The following is a 23,096-nucleotide window of genomic DNA, read 5'->3' on the forward strand; positions in this document are numbered from 1 at the left end:
ACACAAACCTGCGGGACGGTACATAAAACATCGCTGCTAAAATGCGATAATGGCCTTGATGGCTTCGCGCGCGTGCATGGCGCGGTAGCCATCGGGAACTTGATCGAGTCCGCCGGCCCAATCGAAGACGCGGCCCGGCTCGATTCTTCCTTCGAGGACATCTGGCAGCAGTTCTGCGATATATGCGCGGGCTGGGGCAGGGCCTCCGGCAATGGTGACGTTGTTGAAAAAGGTCGGCATGGCGGCGGGCATGGCTTCACCCTGCGGAACACCCACGCGCCCCACCGCGCCACCAGGACGGGCAATGCTCAGCGCGGTGAGCGTGGATTCATCGTAGCCCACACATTCAAGAACGGATTGCACGCCCAGCCCTTTGGTCAGTTCGCGTACACGCACAACCGCTTCCTCTCCGCGCTCGCTGACAATATCGGTCGCGCCGAATTCTTTCGCAAGTGCGATTCGACTGGCGTGACGATCCAGCAGGATGACCTGCTCGGCTCCGAGTCTTTTCGCGGCGATGACACCGCACAAGCCGACCGCCCCGCCACCGACAACTGCCACGGTTTTCCCGGGACCAACTCTGGCTGAGACAGCTGCATGATGGCCTGTAGCCATTACATCGGTCAGAGTAAGAAGCGAGGGCATTAAGGAGTCATCTCGCCCCACAGGAAGAGGATAGAGAGTCCCATCCGCCTGAGGGACACGCACCGCTTCCCCTTGTCCGCCATCCAGTTTGGTGCCGCCCCAGAACCCTCCATGCAAGCAGGAAGTGTGCAAGCCTTCCTGACAGTAAATGCAGGTTCCGTCAGACCATGCGAAAGGCGCGGCTACCATATCACCAACCTTGATGGTGCGGACATCCGCGCCAACTGCTTCAACGATGCCGATAAATTCATGTCCCATGCGGCGGCCTTCTTCGCTGGCCCGCATCCCCTTGTAAGGCCAGAGGTCGCTGCCGCAGATGGCGGCGCGGGTGACAATGACGAGAGCGTCGGTGGGTTCAATAATTCGAGCGTCAGGAACATTCTCGATGCGAACGTCTCCCGCGCCATACATTACAGTTGCTTTCATATTTTTTCTCCTTAAAGCCCCGCCACAGCGGGGATGATCTCTTTTGCAAAGTCTTCAAGCGGGGTAATTTTGTAGACATCCGGCATATTGAAGATCGCGTGGGTGAAGCCCATCTCAGAAAGTTTCTGGATTCGATCTATAACGCCGTCTACCGTATCCTTCGCAGAAAGATGCACAGTGCCAAGGCAGGTTTTCTCAATCGTTTCATAATCACGTCCCAAAGTCTCGCAATGTTCCTTGAGCGTGTCGAGCGATTTCTGCATGTTTTCTGTGCCGACCCAATCACCGATATTGCAGGCATCCGCATATTGGGCGACCATTCGCAATGTTTTATTGGGACCCGTACCGCCGATCATGATGTGAGGATGCGGGCTTGAAAGCGGGCGCGGATTATTGGTAATTGCAGGAGCAGAAAAATGCCTGCCTGCAAAAGATGTCTCATCACTGGCCCAGAGCGCCTTTGCCAATTTCAGGCTGTCTTCCAGTTGCTCGAAACGTTCCGATGTTGACGGATAGGGAATTCCATTCCCTTTTGCCTCATCTTCATACCACGCCGCGCCAATTCCAAAATAAGCACGACCACCAGAGAGGATATCGAGCGTATTGACCATCTTCATCAACACGGCGGGGTTGCGATAGATCACGCCCGTGACCAGAACGCCGAGTCTGGCTTTTTCAGTCAACCCTGCAAAATATCCGAGCGTGGTATAGGCTTCCAGCATTGGGTCGGTATAGGCTTCACCGAACAAGCCTTTGATCTGATAGTAATGATCCATCACCCACAGGCTATGAAAACCTGCTCCTTCTGCGGTTGTGACGATTTCCTTTAGTTTTGGACGGATGTCAGCCGTACCGCCGGGATATTTGAAGGACGGAATTTGTAATCCAATGTACATATTAATCTCCTATTCGATATTGTTCGCCGCTGACTTGTTCCATCCGATCAGTAGCCAGGCTATTTAGTACCTGTCTCCAACCACCTTGATCTGCGACATAGCGCTATGAATTTCAGCAAGATCATTCGCCGATAGTTCGATATTCAGCGCGCCGTTGTTCTCATCGAGCCGTTCAAGTTTGCGTGAGCCGGGAATGGGAACGATCCACGGCTTTTTCTCCAGCAACCACGCCAGTGCAATTTGCGCCGGAGTAGCACCATGCTGTTTTGCAATTCTCTCAAGAAGATCGATCACAGCCCGATTCGCTTTGATCGCTTCCTGCGTAAAACGCGGATTGCGGCTGCGGATATCGGAGCTGTCAAAGGTCGTGTTCTCGTCAACCTTGCCTGTCAGGTAACCGCGTCCCAGCGGACTGTACGGTACAACCCCAATGCCAAGTTCTTCGCAGGTCGGCAAAATTTCCGCTTCGATATTCCTCCACCAGATCGAGTATTCACTTTGCAAAGCAGTAACAGGTTGAACTGCATGAGCAGCGCGGATTTGCTCTGCGTTTGATTCGGACAAACCAAAATATTTGACCTTGCCCGCCTGGATCAAATCCTTCACCGCACCTGCCACATCTTCCATAGGCACATTGGAGTCAGGACGGTGCTGATAGAACAGGTCAATGCTCTCGACTCGCAAACGCTTGAGAGACGCATCAGCTACCCGTTTGATCTGATCCGGTCTGCTGTCCACACCAGCGCTTGGATGCGGACCCTTCTCCCCGTGTTTCCAGCCAAACTTGGTGGCGATCACCACCTGACCTTTGAACGGCTCCAACGCTTCGCCGAGCAGTTCCTCGTTTGTGAACGGACCGTACACTTCCGCGGTGTCGAAGAAAGTCACGCCGCGCTCAACAGACTTATGAAGAAAATCGATCATCTCCTGTTTGTCGGTGGGCGTGTCGCCAAAACTCATTCTCATGCAGCCGAGTCCGAGAGCTGAAACTTCCAGTCCGCTATTACCAAGCTTTCGTGTTTTCATTTTTAGAACTCCTATATTTTCGATGAATCGATTTATTCCACTACCGGGATCATTTCTTTTTCGTTTTTCAAAACAGCTTTTTCGTACACTTCAATTTTATGATTCAAAATATCCAAAGTCTTTTGCATTTGTTCCATTCTGGAAATCAGCAACTGCCGCTGCTCGACCAGAATATCTTTTCTAGCCTCAATGGTCTGGTCGCCCCGCTGAACCAGTCCGATATATTCGATCAACACTTCAATGGGAAGACCTGCGCTTCTCATACACTTGACGAATTCAACCCGTCTGACATCAAGCTCGTTATAGTCTCTGATGCCGCTTTCATTTCGAGTGACGGGCGGGATAAGACCGATCCGTTCATAATAACGAAGCGTATCCGTTGAAATACCATGCTGTTCACTAACTTCTGCGATTTTCATGAGTCACCTCGAAGGGCAGTGTAACACTTGGAGTTAACTCCAAGTCAAGGGTTTCGGTGTAACAAAAATCCATGGAGTACAAACATGAATCAGTGGATGGTAACAAAAAAAGCGCCTTTGAATAAGCTGCAATTCACCCTTGTTTATTTACTCTTGGGAGTCTGGTTTATCGAGAGGTTGATGCGTTCTTATAACAGAGAAGGATTTTTACCCATCACATTGCTCCCGGGTAATTATCAGATGAGAGCAAAAAAGCATGACAGTCCATTTTTATAGCTCAAATCCGAGCGGGTGGATAGGTCTTGCAGTCAGCGAAGATAGCTTTGGGTGAACATCCCAGTTTTGAAGACGCTACTGTTGAAAGTATGTGATCCGCAAACACTCTGTCATCCTATCGCTCTCGTTATTTAGAAGAAACTCATAACTTCTTCTTCAATGACACATCCCGGTCCCTGTCGTTGCCATAGGCAGTGGGGTTAGAAAGATAATAAAAAATATTGCAGAAGGATTAATTTTCCAACTTATTGTCAAGAGGGAAACTTGAAATTGAGACATTAGATCGGAGGTACAACCACAACCTGTGGCATATAAATAAAACATATCCAATTGGGCGCGTTTACAAAGACCCATCACCCAATGCCAATGCATTCGGACATGGCGGGGAATTCTTTTCGTTTCCCGGTTTCATGGCATGCGCCATGGGAAGTTTCCTTGATTTTTTAGAATTTTTAAATCACATCAAGATCATTTTCCTGGAGGTCATCGCTTTCTTACCCGTCCCCCTTTTTTTCGAAATATCAACTATAAGGGGATGTCCACTTACGAAGCTAACAGCAATGATCCACTCGTCATCGAGCAAGCCAGCGGTTTGGAAAGACTGGGATAAAATCAAAGCATGCAAACTGACATTCTCCTCAAACGACTGCAAACTTTTGAATTCCTGCGCGGACTGGATAAGGAAACTCTTTCCAGGCTGGCAAAAAACTCCACATGGAAAGTCTATGCTCCCGATGCTGTCGTATTCTGGGAAGGGGATACCGAAAGCAATTTATATTATCTGCAATACGGATCGTTGAAAGTCTTGAAATCCTCCCCGGATGGACGCGAACAGGTATTGAGATTTATCAGCGCAGGTGAAATGTTTAACGAAGTGGGGGTTCTCGCAAACCGCGCCAATCCCGCCACCGCAGTTGCTTTGGAAGAATCAGGGATATGGCTGCTCCCCCGCCAGGCATTGGAAGAGATAATTCTGGCGCATCCGCAAACAGCGCTGCAGATTATCGAGAACATGGCAGATAAGATCATTGGTCTTGTGACGCTTGCAGCGGATCTGTCTTTAAAAACTGTCGAAGCGAGATATGCAAAACTTTTGCTTGATCAAGCCGAAGGGGATGTGATCGAGCGTCAGCGTTCGACAAATCTAACAGAAATGGCGTCGCATCTCGGCACCGTACCCGATGTATTGAGCCGCGTCATCCGTGAATTGACAAAGGCAGGGCTGATCGAAATGGATAAACATTCCATCCGCATTCTGGATCGCGCGGGTCTCGCGGAGCGGGCAATGATTCAGGGCAAATAATAACTGGGGGCAAAAACCCGACAAAAGTCGGGGCGGGAAACGGGGGAAAGAGATAAAGTCAGGCATATCCAAAAGGAGACAATATGTCTGACACAACTTCACAAATCTATTTCGCTGATACAAAAGCAAAGGCCGTCTTTGCCGCAGATGGTCCAAAACCGCAATTCTTAATTGACACTCCAAATTTCAAGGCGCTGGTCGTTGGGTTGGAGGCAGGCGGACAAATTCCCGCGCACCCTGGCGAGGCGGCGATGTATCACTTTCTCGAAGGTACAGGCTTGATGACCGTTGGTGACGAAGCCTTCGAGATCAAACCCGGCGTGACCGTTGTTGTACCCAGCGGTATGAAGCGCGGCATGAATGCAAAAACGCGGGTTGTATTCCTTGGATCAAAAGGGGAACAATAAAATGCCCATCCCATATTTACTGACAACAGTGCTGTTCACATTCGTGGCATTGCTTTCCGCCGCAGATGCTTCATTGGTAAGCATCAACCTTGTCGGCGCATTTCCCGCATTACGCTGGGTGCGCGTGCATTTCATCACGCTTGGAATTCTCTCGCAAGTGATCTTCGGGCTACTACCCTTGTTGGTTGCGACCCTTTCAAAAAAGCCGCGCCCCTCCATGCGCTGGGATATTTGGCTGACTCTCAATGTTGGCTTTATTGCGCTCGTAGCTGGCTTTGGCGGCATGAATCACCCGATGATCTTTGCAGGCGGCACACTTATTTTCATCTCCGCGACACTGCTCCTCATTCAATTATGGAATGTGCGCGGCGGCGATGCGCCTGAAAGCCTCAAGTTTTATATCACAGGCATGTTCTATTTATTGGTCGGCATCATCATCGGCACAGGGTTATTTCTCAACTGGAGCGACGCGCTGTATATCAAAGTGCCGCTTGAAGCACACATCCACGCCAACTCGTGGGGCTTCATGTCGCTCGTCTTCGCTGGCTTGCTTGTGGATTTCGTGCCGATGATCACGGGTCGTCCGCTCAGCAACACGAAAAATATTTCACTCATCTACTGGGGTATGACGCTCGGCGCGTTCGGTCTCGTGTTGGGACCCTGGCTCGGCGGAAGTTTGCCTCCCACCGTTTCAGGTCTGGTCCTGCATTTGAGTTCAACGATCTGGATGGTGGTCATGATGATCCGCGCCTTCAAAGAAAGCGGAAAATTGAACAGCGCAGGCGCATGGCATCTGGTTTCTTCATATCTCTGGATTATCGCCCCGATCGGGATGGCGCCGTTCATTATGTTTGGAATTTTTGAAGCTGGTCCCATCGAATCCACAGCGCCTCAAGCTTTAATTTATGGCTGGGTGCTGCAATTTGGCATTGCCCTCATCCCGTACATTGCCCGGCGTTTCTTCCTCAAGGAGGAGACTCCACAACTCGGCGGTTGTTGGGGAAGCCTTGCAGCGGCAACAGCGGGAAGTTTGTTTGTATGGGCAAGCATCTTCATCGTCCCGGCCAGAGGCGCGCTGTATGGGATCGGATTCGCTCTATACGCAGTGGCCTTGATCCACCCATTGAAGGAACTTATTGAAATCGCGCGGACGGGTTTGCAAAAACATGAGCTGGCGTAATCGGAAATATGCGATGAAAAAAGGTATTCTAATTTTGTTCGTTCTGGTCACATTGACTCTTGCTGCTTGCAGCAGTGAACCAGCAAAATCGACAACTGCACCAGCTTCAGTCCCTGCTGATTTTGTCGGGCTGACCAATCCATTGAGTGCTGATGCCGCTATCGCTGGAGCAGATGTTTTCAAGAATAATTGCGTTGTATGTCACGGCTCACAAGGTCATGGAGACGGACCTGCAGGTACTTCACTCGATCCTGCTCCAAAAAATTTACCTGAGTTAAGCGCGATCGTTGCTGACGATTATTTGTTCTGGCGCATTTCCACAGGCAAGGATGGCACTGCAATGGTTGCGTGGAAGGGCATTTTGACAGATGAACAGATCTGGCAGGTTGTGTCATTTATTCGTACCTTGAAGTAGAGGCATCCACAAGATATTGGATTCCGTTTTCATTTCTGCGATCTGCTTTTCCCCTGCATAGAGTGAACAAGTCTTTACTGGAAAACACCTATAAAAACACAAAATCAACTCCAGGTCAGCAGAAATAATTACACTTCGTGGGTGCAATCTCCATCGGGGCACCCAATTCATACAAAAGAACCAATCCTAAAAAATCGGTTCTTTTTTTGTTTTATTAATTTTAGCGAGAAAGAGGGCTGGAAATTACATACCTTTGTTTACAGCTTACAAAATCGCTCTTTTATCAAAAATCTTCTAACACAAAATTTCCGACACGGTTTCGAATTACCAACCAACACTTGTGGCATACCGCACTTGCATTTAGGTGTATTCTTACAAGCAAGACAATTAATGCAATTAAGCATATAATAAACAAAATTGAATTACCCACAAACTAAAACCTGACCCCTTTCCGGGAATGACCACCATCTTACTCCCCCTGATCTTCTGAATTGTCAACTACTGATCGTGACTATACCATTAGACTCTTAGGCGCTGCAGTCAAATTATCAAACCGAAAAATGGAGTTCGCCATGCTTGAACATGTCAATCTCGATCTGGTTTTAGGACAAGAGGAGTATAAAAAACGATTAAGACCGTTGCAACAACGCCTCTATGAATTGGAACATGCGGTTTTCGACGCAAAGATTCCAGTCATCATTCTTTTCGAAGGCTGGGCAGCGACTGGCAAGGGACGTCTGATCAGTTTGCTCGCAGAGCGTTTGGATCCGCGCGGATTTCGCGTTGTCCCGATCACACCGCCGCGTACCGCAGAGTTGCGTTATCCGTGGATGTCGCGTTTTTGGCTCAAGATCCCTGCACGCGGGCAAATGGTCGCATTCGATACATCGTGGTATCGCAGGGTATTGATCGATCGCCTGAATAAAACGATCAACAAAGATGAGCTACGCGCCGCGTACCACGATATCGCTGAATTCGAAGAGATGCTATCTGCAGATGGAGCAGTGATATTAAAATTCTGGCTGCACATCAGCGAAGCGGATCAACAGAAGCGAATTAAAAAATTACGTAAAGACAAGTTGACAGCATGGCAAGTGGGAGAGGAAGATCTGCTGCAAAACAAGCGCTATGAAAAATATGCGGGCTTTGTCGAAGATATGATCGCCCGCACCGATTCGCCTCACGCGCCCTGGACCATCGTCGAAGCAACTGATCGGTATTACATGCGCGTCAAGGTCTTTGAAACGATCATCGCTTCACTTGAAGCGCGCCTAGGGCTGCCCTCATCAACGGGTGCGAAAGCCAAACGCTCCCGCGCAACAAAGGAAATGAAAGGAGCCGTCAATGCTTGAGCGACTTAATCTTACACTGGCAACTGAGCACGATGAATACGATAAGCAGCTCAAGGCTTTGCAGGCAGAGCTGCATGAAATGGCTTTTCAAGTCTACGCACAGAAGCGGCCCGTGGTGATCGTCTTTGAAGGCATGGATGCCTCAGGAAAGGGAGGCACGATCAAGCGCCTGACAGAACGAATCGATCCGCGCGGTTATGTGGTCTGGCCGATCTCCGCACCGTCGGGTGAGGATAAAGAGCGTCATTACCTTTATCGTTTTTGGAGGCGGTTGCCCGAGCAGGGGCAGATCGCCATATTCGACCGCTCATGGTATGGACGTGTATTAGTTGAACGCCTGGAGGGATATTGCACTGAAGCGGATTGGCGGCGCGCCTATAGCGAAATCAATCAGTTCGAGCGTCAACTCACGGATTTTGGTACAGTCATCTTTAAATTTTGGATGCACATCAGCAAACAGGAGCAACTGCGCCGCTTCCGGGAGCGCGTGCGGACAAATTACAAGACATGGAAAATCACAGATGAGGATTGGCGGAATCGTGGTAAATGGGAGGATTACATCACCGCTGCAGAAGAGATGTTGTTGAAAACGAGCACCCCCGATTCTCCCTGGACGCTGGTGGAGGCCAACGATAAATATTTTGCACGCATCAAGACCTTGCGTACAGTTGCAGAGAAATTGCGGCAAGAGCTCAAGTAAAAAACTGGCACATTATTTTTTCCTTGGTCAAAAATGCCATACCCATCTTCTCAAATATCGCGCCAAAGACATGTTACTTTATGGAATTGATTAATGAATTCATTTTTCTTGCGCTTTGAACTTGCCAGAAAGTTCCACTTTCACGATAAGACATTTTAAAGGCCTAATTAAACGATATAAAGAAACCATTTCTATTGACCAGAGCAACCTCTTAACATACAATCCTGCCAATTTATCCAAGACCTCCGGGAGAAAAAACATGTCTGAAAATGACTACCTCCAAGCCATCGTTGAAGCTGTGATTGAAGGGGAAGAAGATGATGCCGCCGAAGCAACCCGCTCCGCGGTTGAGGCAAACATAGATGCGTTGGAGATCTTAAACGAAGGCTTGATGACCGGGGCAGAAGAGGTTGGCAAGCGCTTTGAAAACGGCGAGTATTTCCTGCCTGAACTCATGCTTGCCGGCCGTGCGCTTAAGGCTTCGATGGAAGTGGTCAAGCCGGCTCTGTTGAAAAAATATGAAGGGACGGAAAACAAGGTAAAAGCAAAAGTGATTTCAGCCACTGTACAAACAGATATTCATGACATCGGCAAGAACATTGTTTCATCCATGTTAACTGCCGCAGGTTATGAGGTCACAGATATGGGCGTGGACGTTCCCGTAAAATCCATTATTGATAAAGCCGAAGAAATAGGCGCGCAGGTGATCTGCCTGTCCGCATTGCTTACCACCTCAATGCCCTTTATGAAGGATGTGATCGAGATCCTCAAAGCGCGCGGCATTCGCGAAAAATATATCGTGCTGGTCGGCGGCGCATCTGTGAATGAAACCTGGTCCAAACATATCGGCGCGGATGGCACAGCGCGCAACGCGGCGGATGCTGTCAAAGTAGTGCATACGCTGATCAGCGCATAAAAAATATCGGAGCCAACATGTTAAATTATCTTGAAATCCTTGACCGCGCAAACACGGGTCCGTACCTGGCTGAAGAGAATTGGGATCTTGAAAAAGTGGCAATGACCACCAAACGGCTGGTCAAGAAATACAAGCTTGAATGGAACAAAGAAGAACTTGTAACTGATGACGCCGCCCTGTCAGAAGCTATTTTCAACGCAGGCTATGAACTCGCGGTCACACTTGGCTCTTACAGCCGTACCACCGAGCGTGTGATCGAGATCTCCCAGGATGAAATTGACATGGGCATCCGCAACATGCCTAAAACGTGGCCATGGGTGAAGGAAAAGATGTACGCAATTTGTACGCTCGCCGCCTGAACGATGAGCGGGCTCCATTATTCTTCGGCGGTTCCCCAGGGACGCCCATACCCGAAAGATTTTTTCAGGCAAATGTCATGTCTTATATGCAGGAGCCATTGATCGACCTTGCCACCTGCGGCACACTCGTTGAAGTGGACGGACGCGAAGTCCGCACAGGCAATCCGATCGAGATCGTGTCCACGCGGCGCGAATTGCAATATATGCGCCAGGGAAGCGCGTCGGACGTGCCGGGATGGGCATGCTGGCCGCGCAAAGCTCGGTCTCTGAACTCGGCGACCTGGCCGCGGCGCACCCTGATTACCTGCGCCCTTGTGATTCACATCTTGTGCCCATGCTCAACGAACTCAAGATGGATCACCGCAACATCTCGCGCGCGGTCAACTCGCTCGAATACGGCATGGTCAATGCATCCCTGCCGTGCGTCATTGTCGGCGGATTGGGCGGCGGTCCTGCCGGTTCGGCGGTGGTCAATGTCGCTTCCTATTTGATCGCGAACATCACCTGTCTTGCCGATTATCACATCCTGCACCCCATTCACATGCGCCACATCGCGACCTCCACCCGCGATGTGCTTTGGGTGATCAATGCCACAGCTCAAGCATTTGCCCGCCACGCACCAACCGTTATCGTCGCGGATATTTATCCAAGTCCGGGGCACGAAGGAACTGCCACGAAACCGCAGCCAATGCCATCGTCAACTCTGTGAGCGGATGCCACCTTGAAGGCTGCGTCGCGGACGGCAATGCCCCCAACTGTTCCGGGCTGGAGGCACGCCTCATGGCGGAAGTCGCCCTGGCGGTACATCATATGAAGATGGGTCTGAAGGATGCCAATGAATTTGTCCTCAAACTTTTGCCAAAATACGAACATGTCTTTACGCAGGACGGAAACCCGGGCAAGCCGTTCGATGAGGTCTACGACCTGCAAAAAATACAACCGCTGGACTTCTGGCAAAAGATGTATGAGGAAGTCAAAACTGAATTGAAAGAGATGGGTTTAAATATGTAAACCAGATCGGGTATATCAGAGCGGACACGCTTTGTAGAAACCAAATTTCAAGGAGGAAGACCTAATGACTCTACCGCTTATGATCGTTGTAAATTTTGATCGTCGCCGTGCTTGGATGCTGGCGAGATGGGTCGCTGCAGAAACAACTCGGGCGGATTTCACGCCTGACCTCGGGGCACGCATTGTTTGGAACGCCGCCAATGCCCGGGGACCGCAGGCGCACCTCAGGGTGTGTCATGGGCATACCTATTGGCATTTTTCCTTGTCCGCAAGCCCGGCAGCATGTTGATCATCGGCCTGATCGAGACAACGATGGAAGCATTGCTCGGAAACCCCTCTGGCATTTCCACCATTGGCTGGGGCATTACCCAGGGCCTGCGCAAGGGTCAGGCATTTGTTGTTAGGGAATTTTGGCTGGGGGCATTTCTGGCTGGGCCGCTTCACATTGGCACATTGACTGCCTTCCTCTTCGGTGGGTCCACCCCTGAGATCGTCAGCGCCTATTGGACAGCCACACCGATCAATCTGATATCTGGTTTTATCTTCTCCGGTGCTCGGCTGGTGGCTTGGTAAGACGGTTGAAAAGACCGGGTTGCTGCGCACGACCCGCAAAAAATAATTACCTATATCAATGGAGTTGGAGCAAGCTCCAACCCATTGATCAAATTCCAAAAGAAAAATTGACAAACCCAACACCCACACATCCGCCCACTGACCCATTTCAGCCTAAGCGGCCTGACCTACCATCATTACGGAAAGACCGCCCCCGCGCTGACCAATATCAATGTCACGATCGAACGCGGTTCATTTACGCTGCTTGTCGGACCATCAGGCTCGGGCAAGTCCACGCTATGCATGCTGCTCAATGGAATTATTCCGCATATCCTCGGGGGAGAATTGGAGGGAAAAGTACTTGTAGATGGACAGGATGTGTCCGAGTCCAAAGTACAAAACATGGCACACTCGGTCGGACTGCTTTTTCAAGACCCAATGGACCCTGCAAGTGGAAGATGAATGGCTGCCCGGAAACCTGCGGCAACCACACAGATCCAGCAAGTGACCAGATCCTTAGTATGTGGCATGACCACCTGAGCCTGCGCTGGGCGGTCAATCCACGTTGGGCGCGGATGGCCCACTGTTGGATGCCACCACCTACCCCACACTCACCACGAGTTGATCCTGCGCCTGCGCGGAGAAGGCAGGACGATCATTCTTGTCACCAAGGATCTGGATGAGTTCATGGCCCAGGCGGACCAAGTCCGCTGTCAAAGGCTGTACTTCCCAGGCAGGCAGTGTCTCACCGAACATGGCACCCTTGGGTTTGGCTGCCCGACCCGACCAGATCGACTGCGATTACACGGGTTTTAACCCCGCCCGCGCTTCGCACCTGCCAAAAGACCTGTCATTGGTGAGACCTTCACTGGTTCATGGTACACACGCCCTGCTTTCCTACGACGGAGCAGGCAAGCACACTACTGCTGGTGGGCCTCCTCGGAAGGCCCAGTGGAATGCGGACCGGCCATGATGTCCTCTTTTCATCCGACAATTCCTGCGGTCCGATCCCCGGCACTCTGAAGAAGTACGCGGGCGCACGCATGGACACAACTGGAAGGAATCTGACGCATGGCGGGGCTTTGATGGTCCGCCCAGAGATTGTTTCTGAATGTGGATCACGGGGGGGCGGTGGGGGCCTTGCTTTGCATGAGCGAAAATATTTGGTCACATGCCTGCCACCGGGGTGCGCGCCCTTGGCGTGACCTCACCGACCTCTCGGCCCGATACATTTCGGGGCTGGGGGCGGCGCGCCTCCCCGGGCGGCCTGCCCCCATTGGCAGCGTTATTTATTAAACGTGAACTTGAAAAAGACCGTTAGTGGCTGGCCCCCCACCACCTTGAGTCCGACGGTCCTGCCACGCTCTTGAGCCTGGGAAATGTGTTTTGGAACACAGAGAAGGCTACCCAGGTTCTATTTAATAAATATGGGATCAAGGTCGAGGGGACCACTCCGTTAGAAACCAACAAGACCCTGCCGTTCCAACCATCTCCGCATTCTTCTTTGCCCAGAAAACTTTCCTTGAAGTCTAAAGTTGACTGGATAAAAAAATAAACTCTATATTGGAGCGCTCAACACATGGCCATTTACAAATTTCCGCATAATTTTCTTTGGGGCGCAGCCTCTGCCTCATATCAAGTGGAAGGCGCGTGGAACGAAGACGGCAAAGGCGAATCTATTTGGGACTGCTTCAGCCACACGCCCGGTAAAATCGAGGATCATCTGACAGGCGATGTCGCCTGCGACCACTATCACCGCTTTGAAGAAGATATTGCCCTCATGCGTCAACTTGGACTCAAGGCTTATCGCTTCTCCATCGGTTGGGCGCGCGTGCTGCCCAAAGGACGCGGACTCATCAATCCCAAAGGACTTGATTTCTACGACCGTCTTGTGGATACCCTCTGCGCTGCCAATATTGAACCGTTTTTGACTCTATATCACTGGGATTTACCGCAAGCCCTACAGGAAGAGGGTGGTTGGGAAAATCGCAACACCGCGTACGCATTTTCAGATTATTCCGCACTGATGGTTAAGCGCCTCGGAGACCGTGTAAAATATTGGACGACCTTCAACGAGCCCAGTGTCGTTGCGTTCAACGGCAATATGACTGGCGATCATGCTCCAGGGAATCAGGATCCACGCATCGCCTATCAAGTAGCGCATCACCTGATGATCGCGCATGGACTGGGCATGAAAGCCATTCGCAGTGTAAACTCAAAAGTTGAAGCTGGTATCGTTCTCAATCTTTGGATGGCTGATCCAGCAACCGATTCTCCTGAAGATATTGCCGCCGCGGAAACCGCCTGGGATCGCAGCGAAACTCTTTTCCTCGACCCAATTTTCAAAGGACATTATCCGCTGGCTGTGTATGATCTGGTTGGTGAGAATATGCCGAAGATCCAGGATGGCGACATGGCATTGATCTCACAGGAATTGGATTACGTTGGCATCAACTTCTATTCACGCAACGTCATCAGCGCAGCAGAAAAAATTGACCGTGTTCAGGGTGCGGAATATACAGAAATGGGCTGGGAGGTTTGCGCGCCTGCTTTTCGACGCATGCTTGTAAAAATAAATAACAGTTACAAATTGCCCCCGATCTATATCACCGAAAATGGCTCGGCATTCAATGATGAAGTCAGCGCCGATGGAAAGATCCACGACCCGCGCCGCCTCGATTACCTGAAACAGCATTTTATCCAAACCCGCCTTGCCATGCAGGATGGGGTGGATGTACGCGGATACATGGTCTGGTCGCTAATGGATAATTTCGAATGGGGGCATGGCTTTACTAAACGCTTCGGTCTTATCCGCGTGGATTACGAAACTCAAAAGCGTACCATCAAAGATTCTGGCGAGTGGTATGGCAAGGTGATCGCATCCAATTCAGTTGAAGAATAAAGAATTGATTTGGCAGATCCTGATTTTGAATTTCCACCCCATGGAAGGATCAATGAATAAGAAAGTCGTGGATACGTCACATAAATCAAGAACCATGAAAAAGGAAGTGGTGATCAAATGAATGCAAATCCCATTCTCAAAAAATTGGGCTACTCCGAGGCTGATCGACTCGTCATCATCCATGCCGATGATATTGGTATGTGTCAGGCGTCTTTGCAGGCGTTCAAGGATTTGTGGGCAGTTGGCTCGATCACCTCGGGCGCGGTGATGGTTCCCTGTCCGTGGTTTCCTGCAGCTGCGCAGATGTGCCGCGAGAATCCAGAGATGGACATGGGAGTCCACGCGACTCTCAACGCGGAATGGGAAAACTATCGCTGGGGACCTGTCTCGACACGGGATCAGGCGTCAGGGCTGATGGATGCGGATGGGTACTTCCATCAGTGGCATGAAGCGGTATATCAAAACGCCAGGCCGGAGGCAGTCGCCGTGGAAGTAAACGCCCAAGTTGAAAAAGCGCTCGCGGCTGGGATCGACGTCACGCATGTTGATTCACATATGGGCACGATCTTAAATTCGCTGTTTATCCAATCGTATATTCAAGCCGCCGCGAGCAGACTATTGCCGAACATGCTGCCGCGTACCAACGCCAAAGGGATCGAGATGATGGGCGCCAGCAGCGAAGAGTTGATGATATACGAACCGATCATGGCTCAATTGGAATCCATGGGAATTCCGACGCTGGAAGGAATCGTTGCGATGCCATTGGATCATGCTGAGGACCACACAGGTTTTGCAAAGAAATTACTCAGTGAATTACCAGCTGGGATCACACATTTTATTTTACATCCATCGATTGACACACCCGAACTGCGCGCCATTTGTCCCGACTGGCCTGCGCGTGTTGCAAATTACAACGCGTTCATGAGTGACGAGTTGAAGAAATTTATTGAATCTGAAAATATCAAGCTGATCGGGTATCGCCAAATTAGAAATGCCATGAAGAATTGAAATGATGAAGTGGTGTTGACGTCTTTGCGCAAGCGCTCATGTCGAAACCATCATAATCATGTGGAGACTTTATGAAATATTTTCTCGGAATAGATGTCGGCTCCTCCAAAACACATGCTCTCATTGTAAATGAAACAGGCGCATGTATCGGGTTTGGCAAGGCTTGGGGCGGCAATCATCAAGGCGTTGGTTATGATGGGCTTGAGAGAGTCTTGAAAGAATCATTGGGGGCTGCAATCGAAATGGCAGGAGTGGAGACTGCTCACATCGCAGGGGCAGGCTTCGGCATAGCGGGATACGATTTTCCATCTGACCGAGAAGCTCATTTGCAGGCAATCTTAACCCTGGGGTTATCCTGCCCTATAGAAATTGTCAACGATGGGGTCAATGGTTTGCTCGCGGGCGCGACCCGTGGGATTGGCGTGAATGTCACATCGGGGTCGTCCAACAATTGCAGAGGACGAAATAAGGATGGAAAAGAAGGGCGCATTGTGGGTAACGGAGCAGCCTTTGGTGAATACGGCGGCGCGATCGAGATCGTCCAGCGCGGATTGCAAATGGTCAATTATGCCTGGATCAAACGCATCCCGCCGACAACCCTGACGAAAATCTTTATGGAAGCCGTGGGCGCTATAGATGAACTGGATTTGATGGATGGACTATCCAGCGAGCAATATCATTTGTATCCATTTCTCGCGCTTGAGGTCATCAAAGCTGCGCATGAGGGTGATGATGCCGCGTGCGAAGTTTTGCGCTGGTCTGGCGAGGAGTTGGGCTGGCTGGCAGTCTCTGTGGCGCGCCAAATAGAAATGGAAAACGATGAAGTTGAAATTATTCAATCAGGCAGCGTTTTTGACGCGGGTGTAATTATTACGGATCCCATGCGCGAAATTGTGATGAAACATTTACCCAAAGCAAAATTGATTCGGCTGGATGGCCCACCCGTTGTTGGCGCGGTCATCCTCGGCATGGAGCAGGCGTGCTTCGACGGTTATGCCGTCCGCGAAAACATAATTCGTACGGCAAAAGAAATCGTGAAATAATCCCCCCTTCTCTCAAGTAAATGAAAAACGGAGTAATCAAGCAGCGGTTTGGTTACTCCGTTTTTCTAGTAACCATGAGGTGTGCGTGTCTTGAAGCAAGATGAGCCCATGTCACGCACTCCTTCTTTTGAATAGATTACGAAGCAACGAACAATTATGAATTGTTCCAATATACAGCGCATAATAATATGACAATTGTCACATTCTATTTTCTGAATATGTTGCTATAATATATTCATGTCAACGAATATAAAGAAACAATCCCTCCCCCATCTTTCCGAACAAATAGCCATCCCGCTGGTCGCAATCGCTTCACCGCAACGTATCGCCATCTTATTAGCTATCGGCGCCGGCGAAGCCTGTGTCTGCCACCTCGAAACTGCGCTTGGCTGGCGTCAGGCTTACATATCCCAACATCTAATGGCGCTGCGCAAGGCGAATATTTTGCAAGACAGACGTGAAGGCCGCTATATTTTCTATCGATTGAAAAATAACAGCTACCTAGACCTGATCACTGCCTCCGCCCGCCTGAGCGGACTCTCCGCTGAATCAATTTCCACGCTCATCAACACCCAATTTCATCCGTCTTGTGAATGCCCGCAATGTGTACCTGTGCTTATCCCGGCATCGAGTCTATAACCCATGACAACGCTTACCCCCGCCCCACTCCCTCATACGAATAAACATTTATTCCCCATACTCGCCATCGCTACATTGACATGGCTTATTGCCTACAATGTCATTCAACCTCTCGCGGACTGGATATCCTACTCTGCGCTCGGTCTTGCGCGAGATTCACGTTTTGGTGAATCCCTAGCCTTCTTCCTCTATGACGTTCCAAAGATATTGCTTCTGCTTTCGGGCATGATCTTTGCCATCTCCATCATCCGCACCTTCTTCAGCCCCGAGAAGACTCGTGCCATGCTTGGCGGAAAACGTGAAGGTGTTGGGAATGTATTCGCTGCCCTGCTTGGCATTGTCACGCCTTTTTGTTCCTGCTCTGCCGTGCCGCTCTTCATCGGCTTTGTGGAATCAGGTATTCCGCTCGGCGTGACGTTTTCCTTTCTCATCGCCGCGCCCACGATCAACGAAGTGGCGGTCATCATGTTGTTCGGTCTCTTCGGTTGGAAAGTCGCCGCACTTTACGTCACATCTGGGTTGGTCATCGCCATTCTGGCAGGCATAGTGATCGGCCGACTCAAAATGGAGCGCTACGTAGAGGACTTCGTCTGGCAGATCAAAAGCGGGGCAGGGCAGGTGCTGGATGAAAAATTGACCTGGAACGACCGCATTGAACGAGCCTGGGAATCTGTCAAAGAGATCGTTGGCAAGGTCTGGCCGTACGTGGTCATTGGGATCGCTGTCGGGGCGGGGATTCATGGGTATGTGCCCGAGAGTGCGCTGGTTGGGATCATGGGCAAACAAGCCTGGTGGTCTGTCCCTGCGGCGGTCTTGCTTGGCATCCCACTTTACTCAAATGCGGCGGGCATCATTCCCATTGTGAGCGCATTGATGGAAAAAGGCGCATCCCTTGGAACCGTGCTGGCTTTCATGATGGCTGTCGTTGGGCTAAGCCTGCCAGAGACGATCATCCTGCGCCGCGTACTTCAAACCGCAGCTGATCGCCGTCTTCATCGGCGTCATTGCCGTAGCGATCATTTTCACGGGCTATCTTTTTCAATATCATTTTGTAATAGGAGTAAACATGTTAACCATCAAAGTTCTTGGCTCGGGCTGTGCCAACTGCAAACGTTGGAGCAGATCGTACATAAAGTTGTGCAAGAAATGACCTTGGAAGCCGAAGTCATCAAAGTGACCGAATATCCTGAGATCATGAAATACAACATCATGTCCACACCCGGGCTGGTCATCAATGAAAAGATCGTTTCCACAGGCCGAATCCCAACGCCTGCCGAAGTGACGACCTGGCTGGCTGACGCCATGGAAAAAGCGTAAGACCTGCACAAAACACGGAGCTTTGCCTGCATGGCCAAAATACAATACGCACAGGTCGATGAACATGGAAGGATCGTTCTGCCATCTCATCTTGCCAGTGAGTTGGGCATCATCCCTGGCGATGAAATACGGGTGGAGCCAAATGGTCACGGCTTGCACATCCGCACCTCCATCATGAGCCTCAAACGGGTTTATGTGGAGGTGACCAACAAATGCAATCTGAATTGCAGTACCTGCATGCGTAACGTTTGGGATGTGAAATATGGGCGCATGTCGGATGAAACTTTTAGGCACATCCTTTGGGCTTTCAAACCAGCCGAATAAACCTGAATTATTCCTGGGCGGCTATGGCGAACCGCTTTCTCACCCCCATATTCTGGAAATGATAGAGCAAGCCAAAGGGCTTGGGCACCGTGTGTCGTTAATTAGCAACGGGATGCTATTAACTGAGCAAGTCATCCACAAATTGATCGACCTCAAGCTGGATATGCTTTGGGTTTCAGTGGACGGTGCTTCGCCGGAGTGTTATGTCGATGTCCGCTTGGGAGATGCCCTGCCGACTGTTATCGAAAACCTGAAGCAGCTCCAATTGCAAAGGTATCAGACCTTGGCGCTTCCAATTGGGCGGGGAATCCGAAGCTTGGGATAGCCTTCGTCGCCATGAAGCGCAACATCCATGACCTCGGTGCCGTGGTTCGATTGGGGAGCAGACTCGGCGCAGTGGAATTCTCCATCAGCAACGTGCTGGCACATAATACCGAACTGCTCCATGAAAATTTATACATGCGTTCCATGAGCATGGTGGTGGGGCAGGAGATCAGACCTTTGGTTCACATGCCGCTGATGAACATTCAACCGCAGACGATCAAAGCCTTGTCAGATGTGCAGAAAGACATGAACCGGCTCGAACTCTCTGGCAGTCTCTTGAACCAAAATACAGACCAATGTCCTTTTGTTGAGCGTGGAAGTCTGGCAGTTCGCTGGGATGGCAAAGTGAGTCCGTGCCTGCCATTACTTTACACGCACACGCATTTTCTGGATGAGCGGGTACGCACATCGAAAGAATATTTTGTCGGCGATATTCAAGAGACAGACCTGCTGCATATATGGAATAACGGCGATTACAAAGACTTGAGAAAGCGAATACAGGATTTTGATTTTTCACCCTGCGCATTTTGTAACAGCTGTGAAATGGCGAATGAAAATATGGAAGATTGCTTTGGCCATACCCAGCCGGCATGCGGCGGCTGCCTATGGGCGCGCGGGTTGATCCGCTGCCCGTAGTATTCATCTTCTTAACAAGACGATAACAATTAACATTTTATGGGTGTGATAAAACTTTAGAAATATTTTACGGAGGTGACCATGAAAAAGGTTTTATTTTTATGCACAGGGAATTCCTGCCGTTCCCAAATGGCGGAGGCGATCATCAATGCGCGGATGGGTGAGAGTTGGCATGCCGTCAGCGCAGGGACAAAGCCTGCGGGCTACGTCCATGAAAAGGCGCTGGCAGCTCTATCAGAGATCGGGATCCAGCACACGGGTAGTTCGAAGCGCGCAGACGAATTTCAAGGCGTGGACTTTGACCTCATCGTGACTGTTTGCGATTCGGCGGCTGAAGAATGTCCCATTTGGCTTGGAAAAGGAAAGCGCGTTCACCATAGTTTCCCTGACCCTGCCCTCACCGATACCATGGATGATTTTCGCAAGGTGCGCGATGACATCGAAATTGAAATCACCAAACTGCTCAAGCAGATTGGGTAATAATTTTTAATCTGGAGGTTCTTTATGTCTGAAGCTACAGCAATACAAAGCCTGAGTAAAAAGCTGTCGTTCCTTGACCGCTACCTGACATTGTGGATTTTCCTGGCGATGGCGGTTGGCGTGGGAATTGGCTTCCTGTTTCCCGACGGAGTCCAGACTTTCAATAGCGCAGTCTCGGTGGGGACAACCAATATCCCGATTGCGATCGGGCTGGTCTTGATGATGTACCCGCCCTTTACCAAAGTAAAGTACGAGGAATTGGGCGATGTTTTCCGCAATAAAAAAGTGTTGACGCTCTCTCTCATCCAGAACTGGATCATTGGTCCGATCTTAATGTTTGCTCTGGCCGTCATTTTCCTGCGCGGCTATCCTGACTACATTGCAGGTCTGATCATGATCGGTTTGGCGCGCTGTATTGCAATGGTGATCGTATGGAATGAACTGGCGCGCGGCGATACCGAATATGCCGCTGGACTTGTGGCGTTCAACAGTATTTTTCAAGTGTTGTTCTATAGCGTATATGCCTATATCTTTCTAACGGTTTTGCCCACCTGGTTTGGCTTGACTGGCGTGGTGGTGAATATCACGATGGGACAGATCGCCCAGAGTGTCTTCATTTACCTGGGCATCCCATTTCTCGCTGGTTTCCTGACCCGCTTCGTATTGGTGCGGATGAAGGGCAAGGAGTGGTATCAAAAGGAATTCATTCCCAGAGTCAGTCCGCTGACCCTGATCGCCCTGCTGTTCACGATCGTGGTGATGTTCTCCCTCAAGGGCAATTTGATCGTGCAAATCCCAATGGATGTAGTACGGATCGCCATCCCGCTTCTGATCTATTTCGTGGTCATGTTCCTGGTTTCATTCTGGATGGGACGCCGTCTGGGTGCGAATTATGCGCAGACCACAACACTGTCGTTCACGGCTGCCAGCAATAACTTTGAACTGGCGATCGCTGTGGCGGTGGCGGTCTTCGGTATAAACAGCGGCGCGGCGTTCGCGGCGGTGATTGGTCCGTTGGTGGAAGTACCAGTGATGATCGGACTGGTGAACGTGGCGTTCTTTTTCCAGAAAAAATATTACGGCGGATCGATTTCATCCAACCCGACAATGCTTGCCGCTGCGGCAGAAGCCTGCCCGCCAGACCAGAAACTCGTAAAATAAAATAAGCACCCTGAAGGTTGAAATAGCCTTCAGGGTGCTTAATGAAATTCCACATGCCTGCCGATTAGTGATTCGCAGAGTATCAATAAAATCCTCAACAATGCGGCCGCTTCCCGCTCATATACCCACATGTTTCAGTATTCAAGTCTTCAACAACTACAAACTAGTGTATACTAATTTTAGTAAGCTATACCGCTTACGGTTGGAAGACTCATTTCTGCCAGGTGCGTTACAAAACCCTCGTATAGTAACATTCCGCGGCCCCCTGTAATTTCACTCGCATACGCGAGATGACCCCTCCCATACCCCAATCACATTATTAATATCAGCCATGGCGCACTTGCTTAAGGATGTAAAGCCTTAAGCTGAATGTGTTTGGCACTATGAAAGAATCGAAGGGATGACCTATGTTCAATACTATTCTCGTCCCATTGGACGGTTCCCAACTGGCTGACTGCGTTTTACCGCATGTTATAGCCATAGCCCGTTCTTTTGACTCAGAGGTTACGCTGCTTCGCATGTTGGAAAAGACTCAAGCAGGCACGTCTGCGCAATTATTCGATCTGGTTAACTGGCAGATCAACAAAACACGGGCAACCCTCTATCTGGAAAAAATTAAAGCGCGGTTTCAACGAGAAAAGACTCGAGCGCAGACTGCTGTCATTGAGGGATTGGTCGCAGACGGGATCACAGAATACGCCCACAGTCATGGGATTAAGCTGATCGTGTTGAGCAGTCACGGGCGGAATGGTTTGACCCGTTGGGGAATCAGCAGTATTACACAAAAGATCATCATGAGCGCACAAACCTCATTGCTCATTGTTCGGGCACATCAAGATGGGATCCACTCTGACGAATTATCAGAAAAACTGTTGTATAAGCGCATCCTGGTTCCATTGGATGGCTCGCAGCGCGCGGAAAATGTTTTGCCGATCGTCACGCAACTGGCGCAGTTTCATAGATCCCAGATCCATCTTGTGCAGATCATACAAACCCCGGAAATGGCGCGCCAAATGCCGCCGACACGCGAAGATGTTGATTTATCAAACCGCATTGTTTCGCGAAATCAAGAGGAAGCAGGGCGTTATCTCGAACAGTTGAAATCGCGCTCCTTCCTGGAAGGCCTCACCATTCAAATTCATCTGATCACCAGTGACAATACAGCCGTTGCCTTGCATCAACTTGTAGAACAGGAAAATATTGACATGGTTGCGCTGAGCGCGCACGGGTATTCGGGGATCCATCAATGGCCTTATGGCAGTATGGTGAACAACTTCGTCCAATATGGCAAAGTACCTCTCTTGATCGTACAGGACTTACCCGCCAAACTAGACCTGGCATCTTCTGACACGCAATCCAGCGATCGCGCAGAACGTTAA

The 23,096-nt window shown here is 50.2% G+C and carries 28 protein-coding genes and 2 pseudogenes; 25 read left to right on the forward strand and 5 right to left on the reverse strand.

The window, feature by feature from the left end; genetic code table 11:
• Positions 1-36 precede the first annotated feature (36 nt).
• The 4 genes from IPL17_RS08385 to IPL17_RS08400 all read right to left on the reverse strand — a co-directional run bounded on the left by IPL17_RS08385 (position 37) and on the right by IPL17_RS08400 (position 3,412).
• Positions 37-1,071: an alcohol dehydrogenase catalytic domain-containing protein gene (locus tag IPL17_RS08385; RefSeq protein ID WP_345306631.1), complete on the reverse strand. Its 1,035-nt coding sequence runs from the start codon at positions 1,069-1,071 to the stop codon at positions 37-39.
• An 11-nt stretch (positions 1,072-1,082) separates the two neighbouring features.
• Positions 1,083-1,967 (reverse strand): TIGR03560 family F420-dependent LLM class oxidoreductase, encoded by an 885-nt coding sequence (locus IPL17_RS08390; RefSeq protein ID WP_345306632.1) that lies wholly within the window; start codon positions 1,965-1,967, stop codon positions 1,083-1,085.
• Between the two features lie 63 nt (positions 1,968-2,030).
• Positions 2,031-2,993, reverse strand: a complete 963-nt coding sequence (locus IPL17_RS08395; protein WP_345306633.1) for an aldo/keto reductase — start codon at positions 2,991-2,993, stop codon at positions 2,031-2,033.
• 32 nt (positions 2,994-3,025) lie between these two features.
• A complete protein-coding gene (locus tag IPL17_RS08400) occupies positions 3,026-3,412 on the reverse strand; it encodes a MerR family transcriptional regulator (protein WP_345306634.1) in 387 nt (128 codons plus the stop codon).
• 895 nt (positions 3,413-4,307) lie between these two features.
• Here IPL17_RS08400 and IPL17_RS08405 point away from each other — a divergent pair.
• The 11 genes and pseudogenes from IPL17_RS08405 to IPL17_RS08455 all read left to right on the forward strand — a co-directional run bounded on the left by IPL17_RS08405 (position 4,308) and on the right by IPL17_RS08455 (position 11,904).
• Complete coding sequence (locus IPL17_RS08405) at positions 4,308-4,991, forward strand: Crp/Fnr family transcriptional regulator (RefSeq protein WP_345306635.1); 684 nt, start codon at positions 4,308-4,310, stop codon at positions 4,989-4,991.
• A gap of 83 nt (positions 4,992-5,074) precedes the next feature.
• Positions 5,075-5,398 carry a cupin domain-containing protein gene (locus IPL17_RS08410; RefSeq protein WP_345306636.1) on the forward strand — a complete coding sequence of 108 codons (324 nt, stop codon included), beginning with the start codon at positions 5,075-5,077 and terminating at the stop codon, positions 5,396-5,398.
• 1 nt (position 5,399) lies between these two features.
• A complete protein-coding gene (locus IPL17_RS08415; protein ID WP_345306637.1) occupies positions 5,400-6,578 on the forward strand; it encodes a hypothetical protein in 1,179 nt (392 codons plus the stop codon).
• A 13-nt stretch (positions 6,579-6,591) separates the two neighbouring features.
• A complete protein-coding gene (locus tag IPL17_RS08420) occupies positions 6,592-6,993 on the forward strand; it encodes a cytochrome c (RefSeq protein ID WP_345306638.1) in 402 nt (133 codons plus the stop codon).
• 572 nt (positions 6,994-7,565) lie between these two features.
• On the forward strand, positions 7,566-8,345 hold the full coding sequence (locus tag IPL17_RS08425) for a hypothetical protein (protein WP_345306639.1): 780 nt from the start codon (positions 7,566-7,568) through the stop codon (positions 8,343-8,345).
• Positions 8,338-9,045 carry a hypothetical protein gene (locus tag IPL17_RS08430; RefSeq protein ID WP_345306640.1) on the forward strand — a complete coding sequence of 236 codons (708 nt, stop codon included), beginning with the start codon at positions 8,338-8,340 and terminating at the stop codon, positions 9,043-9,045. Before IPL17_RS08425 ends, IPL17_RS08430 begins: the two co-directional genes overlap by 8 nt.
• Before the next feature lie 259 nt (positions 9,046-9,304).
• Positions 9,305-9,961 carry a corrinoid protein gene (locus tag IPL17_RS08435; protein ID WP_345306641.1) on the forward strand — a complete coding sequence of 219 codons (657 nt, stop codon included), beginning with the start codon at positions 9,305-9,307 and terminating at the stop codon, positions 9,959-9,961.
• Positions 9,962-9,978: 17 nt separating this feature from the next.
• Positions 9,979-11,029: pseudogene (locus IPL17_RS08440) on the forward strand (monomethylamine:corrinoid methyltransferase).
• Positions 11,026-11,331, forward strand: coding sequence for a monomethylamine:corrinoid methyltransferase (locus IPL17_RS08445; protein ID WP_345306642.1), 306 nt, complete (start codon positions 11,026-11,028; stop codon positions 11,329-11,331). Before IPL17_RS08440 ends, IPL17_RS08445 begins: the two are co-directional and overlap by 4 nt.
• A gap of 64 nt (positions 11,332-11,395) precedes the next feature.
• A complete protein-coding gene (locus IPL17_RS08450) occupies positions 11,396-11,620 on the forward strand; it encodes a hypothetical protein (RefSeq protein ID WP_345306643.1) in 225 nt (74 codons plus the stop codon).
• Complete coding sequence (locus IPL17_RS08455; protein WP_345306644.1) at positions 11,581-11,904, forward strand: ECF transporter S component; 324 nt, start codon at positions 11,581-11,583, stop codon at positions 11,902-11,904. The genes IPL17_RS08450 and IPL17_RS08455 overlap by 40 nt, the downstream gene beginning before the upstream one ends.
• 579 nt (positions 11,905-12,483) lie before the next feature.
• Here IPL17_RS08455 and IPL17_RS08460 read toward each other — a convergent pair.
• Entirely contained in the window at positions 12,484-12,639 is a 156-nt protein-coding gene (locus IPL17_RS08460) for a hypothetical protein (RefSeq protein WP_345306645.1), read from the reverse strand.
• On the opposite strand from IPL17_RS08460, the gene IPL17_RS08465 reads away from it, so the two are divergent.
• The 14 genes and pseudogenes from IPL17_RS08465 (at position 12,638) to IPL17_RS08530 (ending at position 23,096) form a co-directional block, all read left to right on the forward strand.
• Positions 12,638-12,856 carry a hypothetical protein gene (locus IPL17_RS08465; RefSeq protein WP_345306646.1) on the forward strand — a complete coding sequence of 73 codons (219 nt, stop codon included), beginning with the start codon at positions 12,638-12,640 and terminating at the stop codon, positions 12,854-12,856. The two genes, IPL17_RS08460 and IPL17_RS08465, sit on opposite strands and share 2 nt — an antisense overlap.
• A 198-nt stretch (positions 12,857-13,054) precedes the next feature.
• Positions 13,055-13,204: a hypothetical protein gene (locus IPL17_RS08470; protein WP_345306647.1), complete on the forward strand. Its 150-nt coding sequence runs from the start codon at positions 13,055-13,057 to the stop codon at positions 13,202-13,204.
• A gap of 258 nt (positions 13,205-13,462) precedes the next feature.
• The gene (locus IPL17_RS08475; protein WP_345306648.1) at positions 13,463-14,785 is read left to right on the forward strand and encodes a GH1 family beta-glucosidase; all 1,323 of its coding nucleotides are present in this window, start codon (positions 13,463-13,465) and stop codon (positions 14,783-14,785) included.
• 117 nt (positions 14,786-14,902) lie between these two features.
• The gene (locus IPL17_RS08480; RefSeq protein WP_345306649.1) at positions 14,903-15,793 is read left to right on the forward strand and encodes a polysaccharide deacetylase family protein; all 891 of its coding nucleotides are present in this window, start codon (positions 14,903-14,905) and stop codon (positions 15,791-15,793) included.
• Between the two features lie 71 nt (positions 15,794-15,864).
• The gene (locus IPL17_RS08485) at positions 15,865-16,836 is read left to right on the forward strand and encodes a BadF/BadG/BcrA/BcrD ATPase family protein (RefSeq protein WP_345306650.1); all 972 of its coding nucleotides are present in this window, start codon (positions 15,865-15,867) and stop codon (positions 16,834-16,836) included.
• Between the two features lie 237 nt (positions 16,837-17,073).
• The gene (locus tag IPL17_RS08490; RefSeq protein ID WP_345306651.1) at positions 17,074-17,475 is read left to right on the forward strand and encodes a metalloregulator ArsR/SmtB family transcription factor; all 402 of its coding nucleotides are present in this window, start codon (positions 17,074-17,076) and stop codon (positions 17,473-17,475) included.
• Between the two features lie 3 nt (positions 17,476-17,478).
• Positions 17,479-18,514, forward strand: a pseudogene (locus IPL17_RS08495) (permease); the annotation flags it as partial.
• A gap of 65 nt (positions 18,515-18,579) precedes the next feature.
• On the forward strand, positions 18,580-18,792 hold the full coding sequence (locus IPL17_RS08500; protein WP_345306672.1) for a thioredoxin family protein: 213 nt from the start codon (positions 18,580-18,582) through the stop codon (positions 18,790-18,792).
• 30 nt (positions 18,793-18,822) lie between these two features.
• Positions 18,823-19,116 carry an AbrB/MazE/SpoVT family DNA-binding domain-containing protein gene (locus IPL17_RS08505; protein WP_345306652.1) on the forward strand — a complete coding sequence of 98 codons (294 nt, stop codon included), beginning with the start codon at positions 18,823-18,825 and terminating at the stop codon, positions 19,114-19,116.
• Positions 19,070-19,441, forward strand: a complete 372-nt coding sequence (locus IPL17_RS08510) for a radical SAM protein (protein ID WP_345306653.1) — start codon at positions 19,070-19,072, stop codon at positions 19,439-19,441. The genes IPL17_RS08505 and IPL17_RS08510 overlap by 47 nt, the downstream gene beginning before the upstream one ends.
• Positions 19,442-19,452: 11 nt before the next feature.
• On the forward strand, positions 19,453-20,076 hold the full coding sequence (locus IPL17_RS08515) for an SPASM domain-containing protein (RefSeq protein WP_345306654.1): 624 nt from the start codon (positions 19,453-19,455) through the stop codon (positions 20,074-20,076).
• A gap of 81 nt (positions 20,077-20,157) precedes the next feature.
• Positions 20,158-20,556, forward strand: coding sequence for an arsenate reductase ArsC (locus IPL17_RS08520; RefSeq protein WP_345306655.1), 399 nt, complete (start codon positions 20,158-20,160; stop codon positions 20,554-20,556).
• A gap of 24 nt (positions 20,557-20,580) precedes the next feature.
• Positions 20,581-21,717, forward strand: a complete 1,137-nt coding sequence (gene arsB / locus IPL17_RS08525; RefSeq protein ID WP_345306656.1) for an ACR3 family arsenite efflux transporter — start codon at positions 20,581-20,583, stop codon at positions 21,715-21,717.
• Between the two features lie 407 nt (positions 21,718-22,124).
• Positions 22,125-23,096 carry a universal stress protein gene (locus IPL17_RS08530; RefSeq protein WP_345306657.1) on the forward strand — a complete coding sequence of 324 codons (972 nt, stop codon included), beginning with the start codon at positions 22,125-22,127 and terminating at the stop codon, positions 23,094-23,096.

This window comes from Candidatus Villigracilis saccharophilus (genome assembly GCF_016711665.1).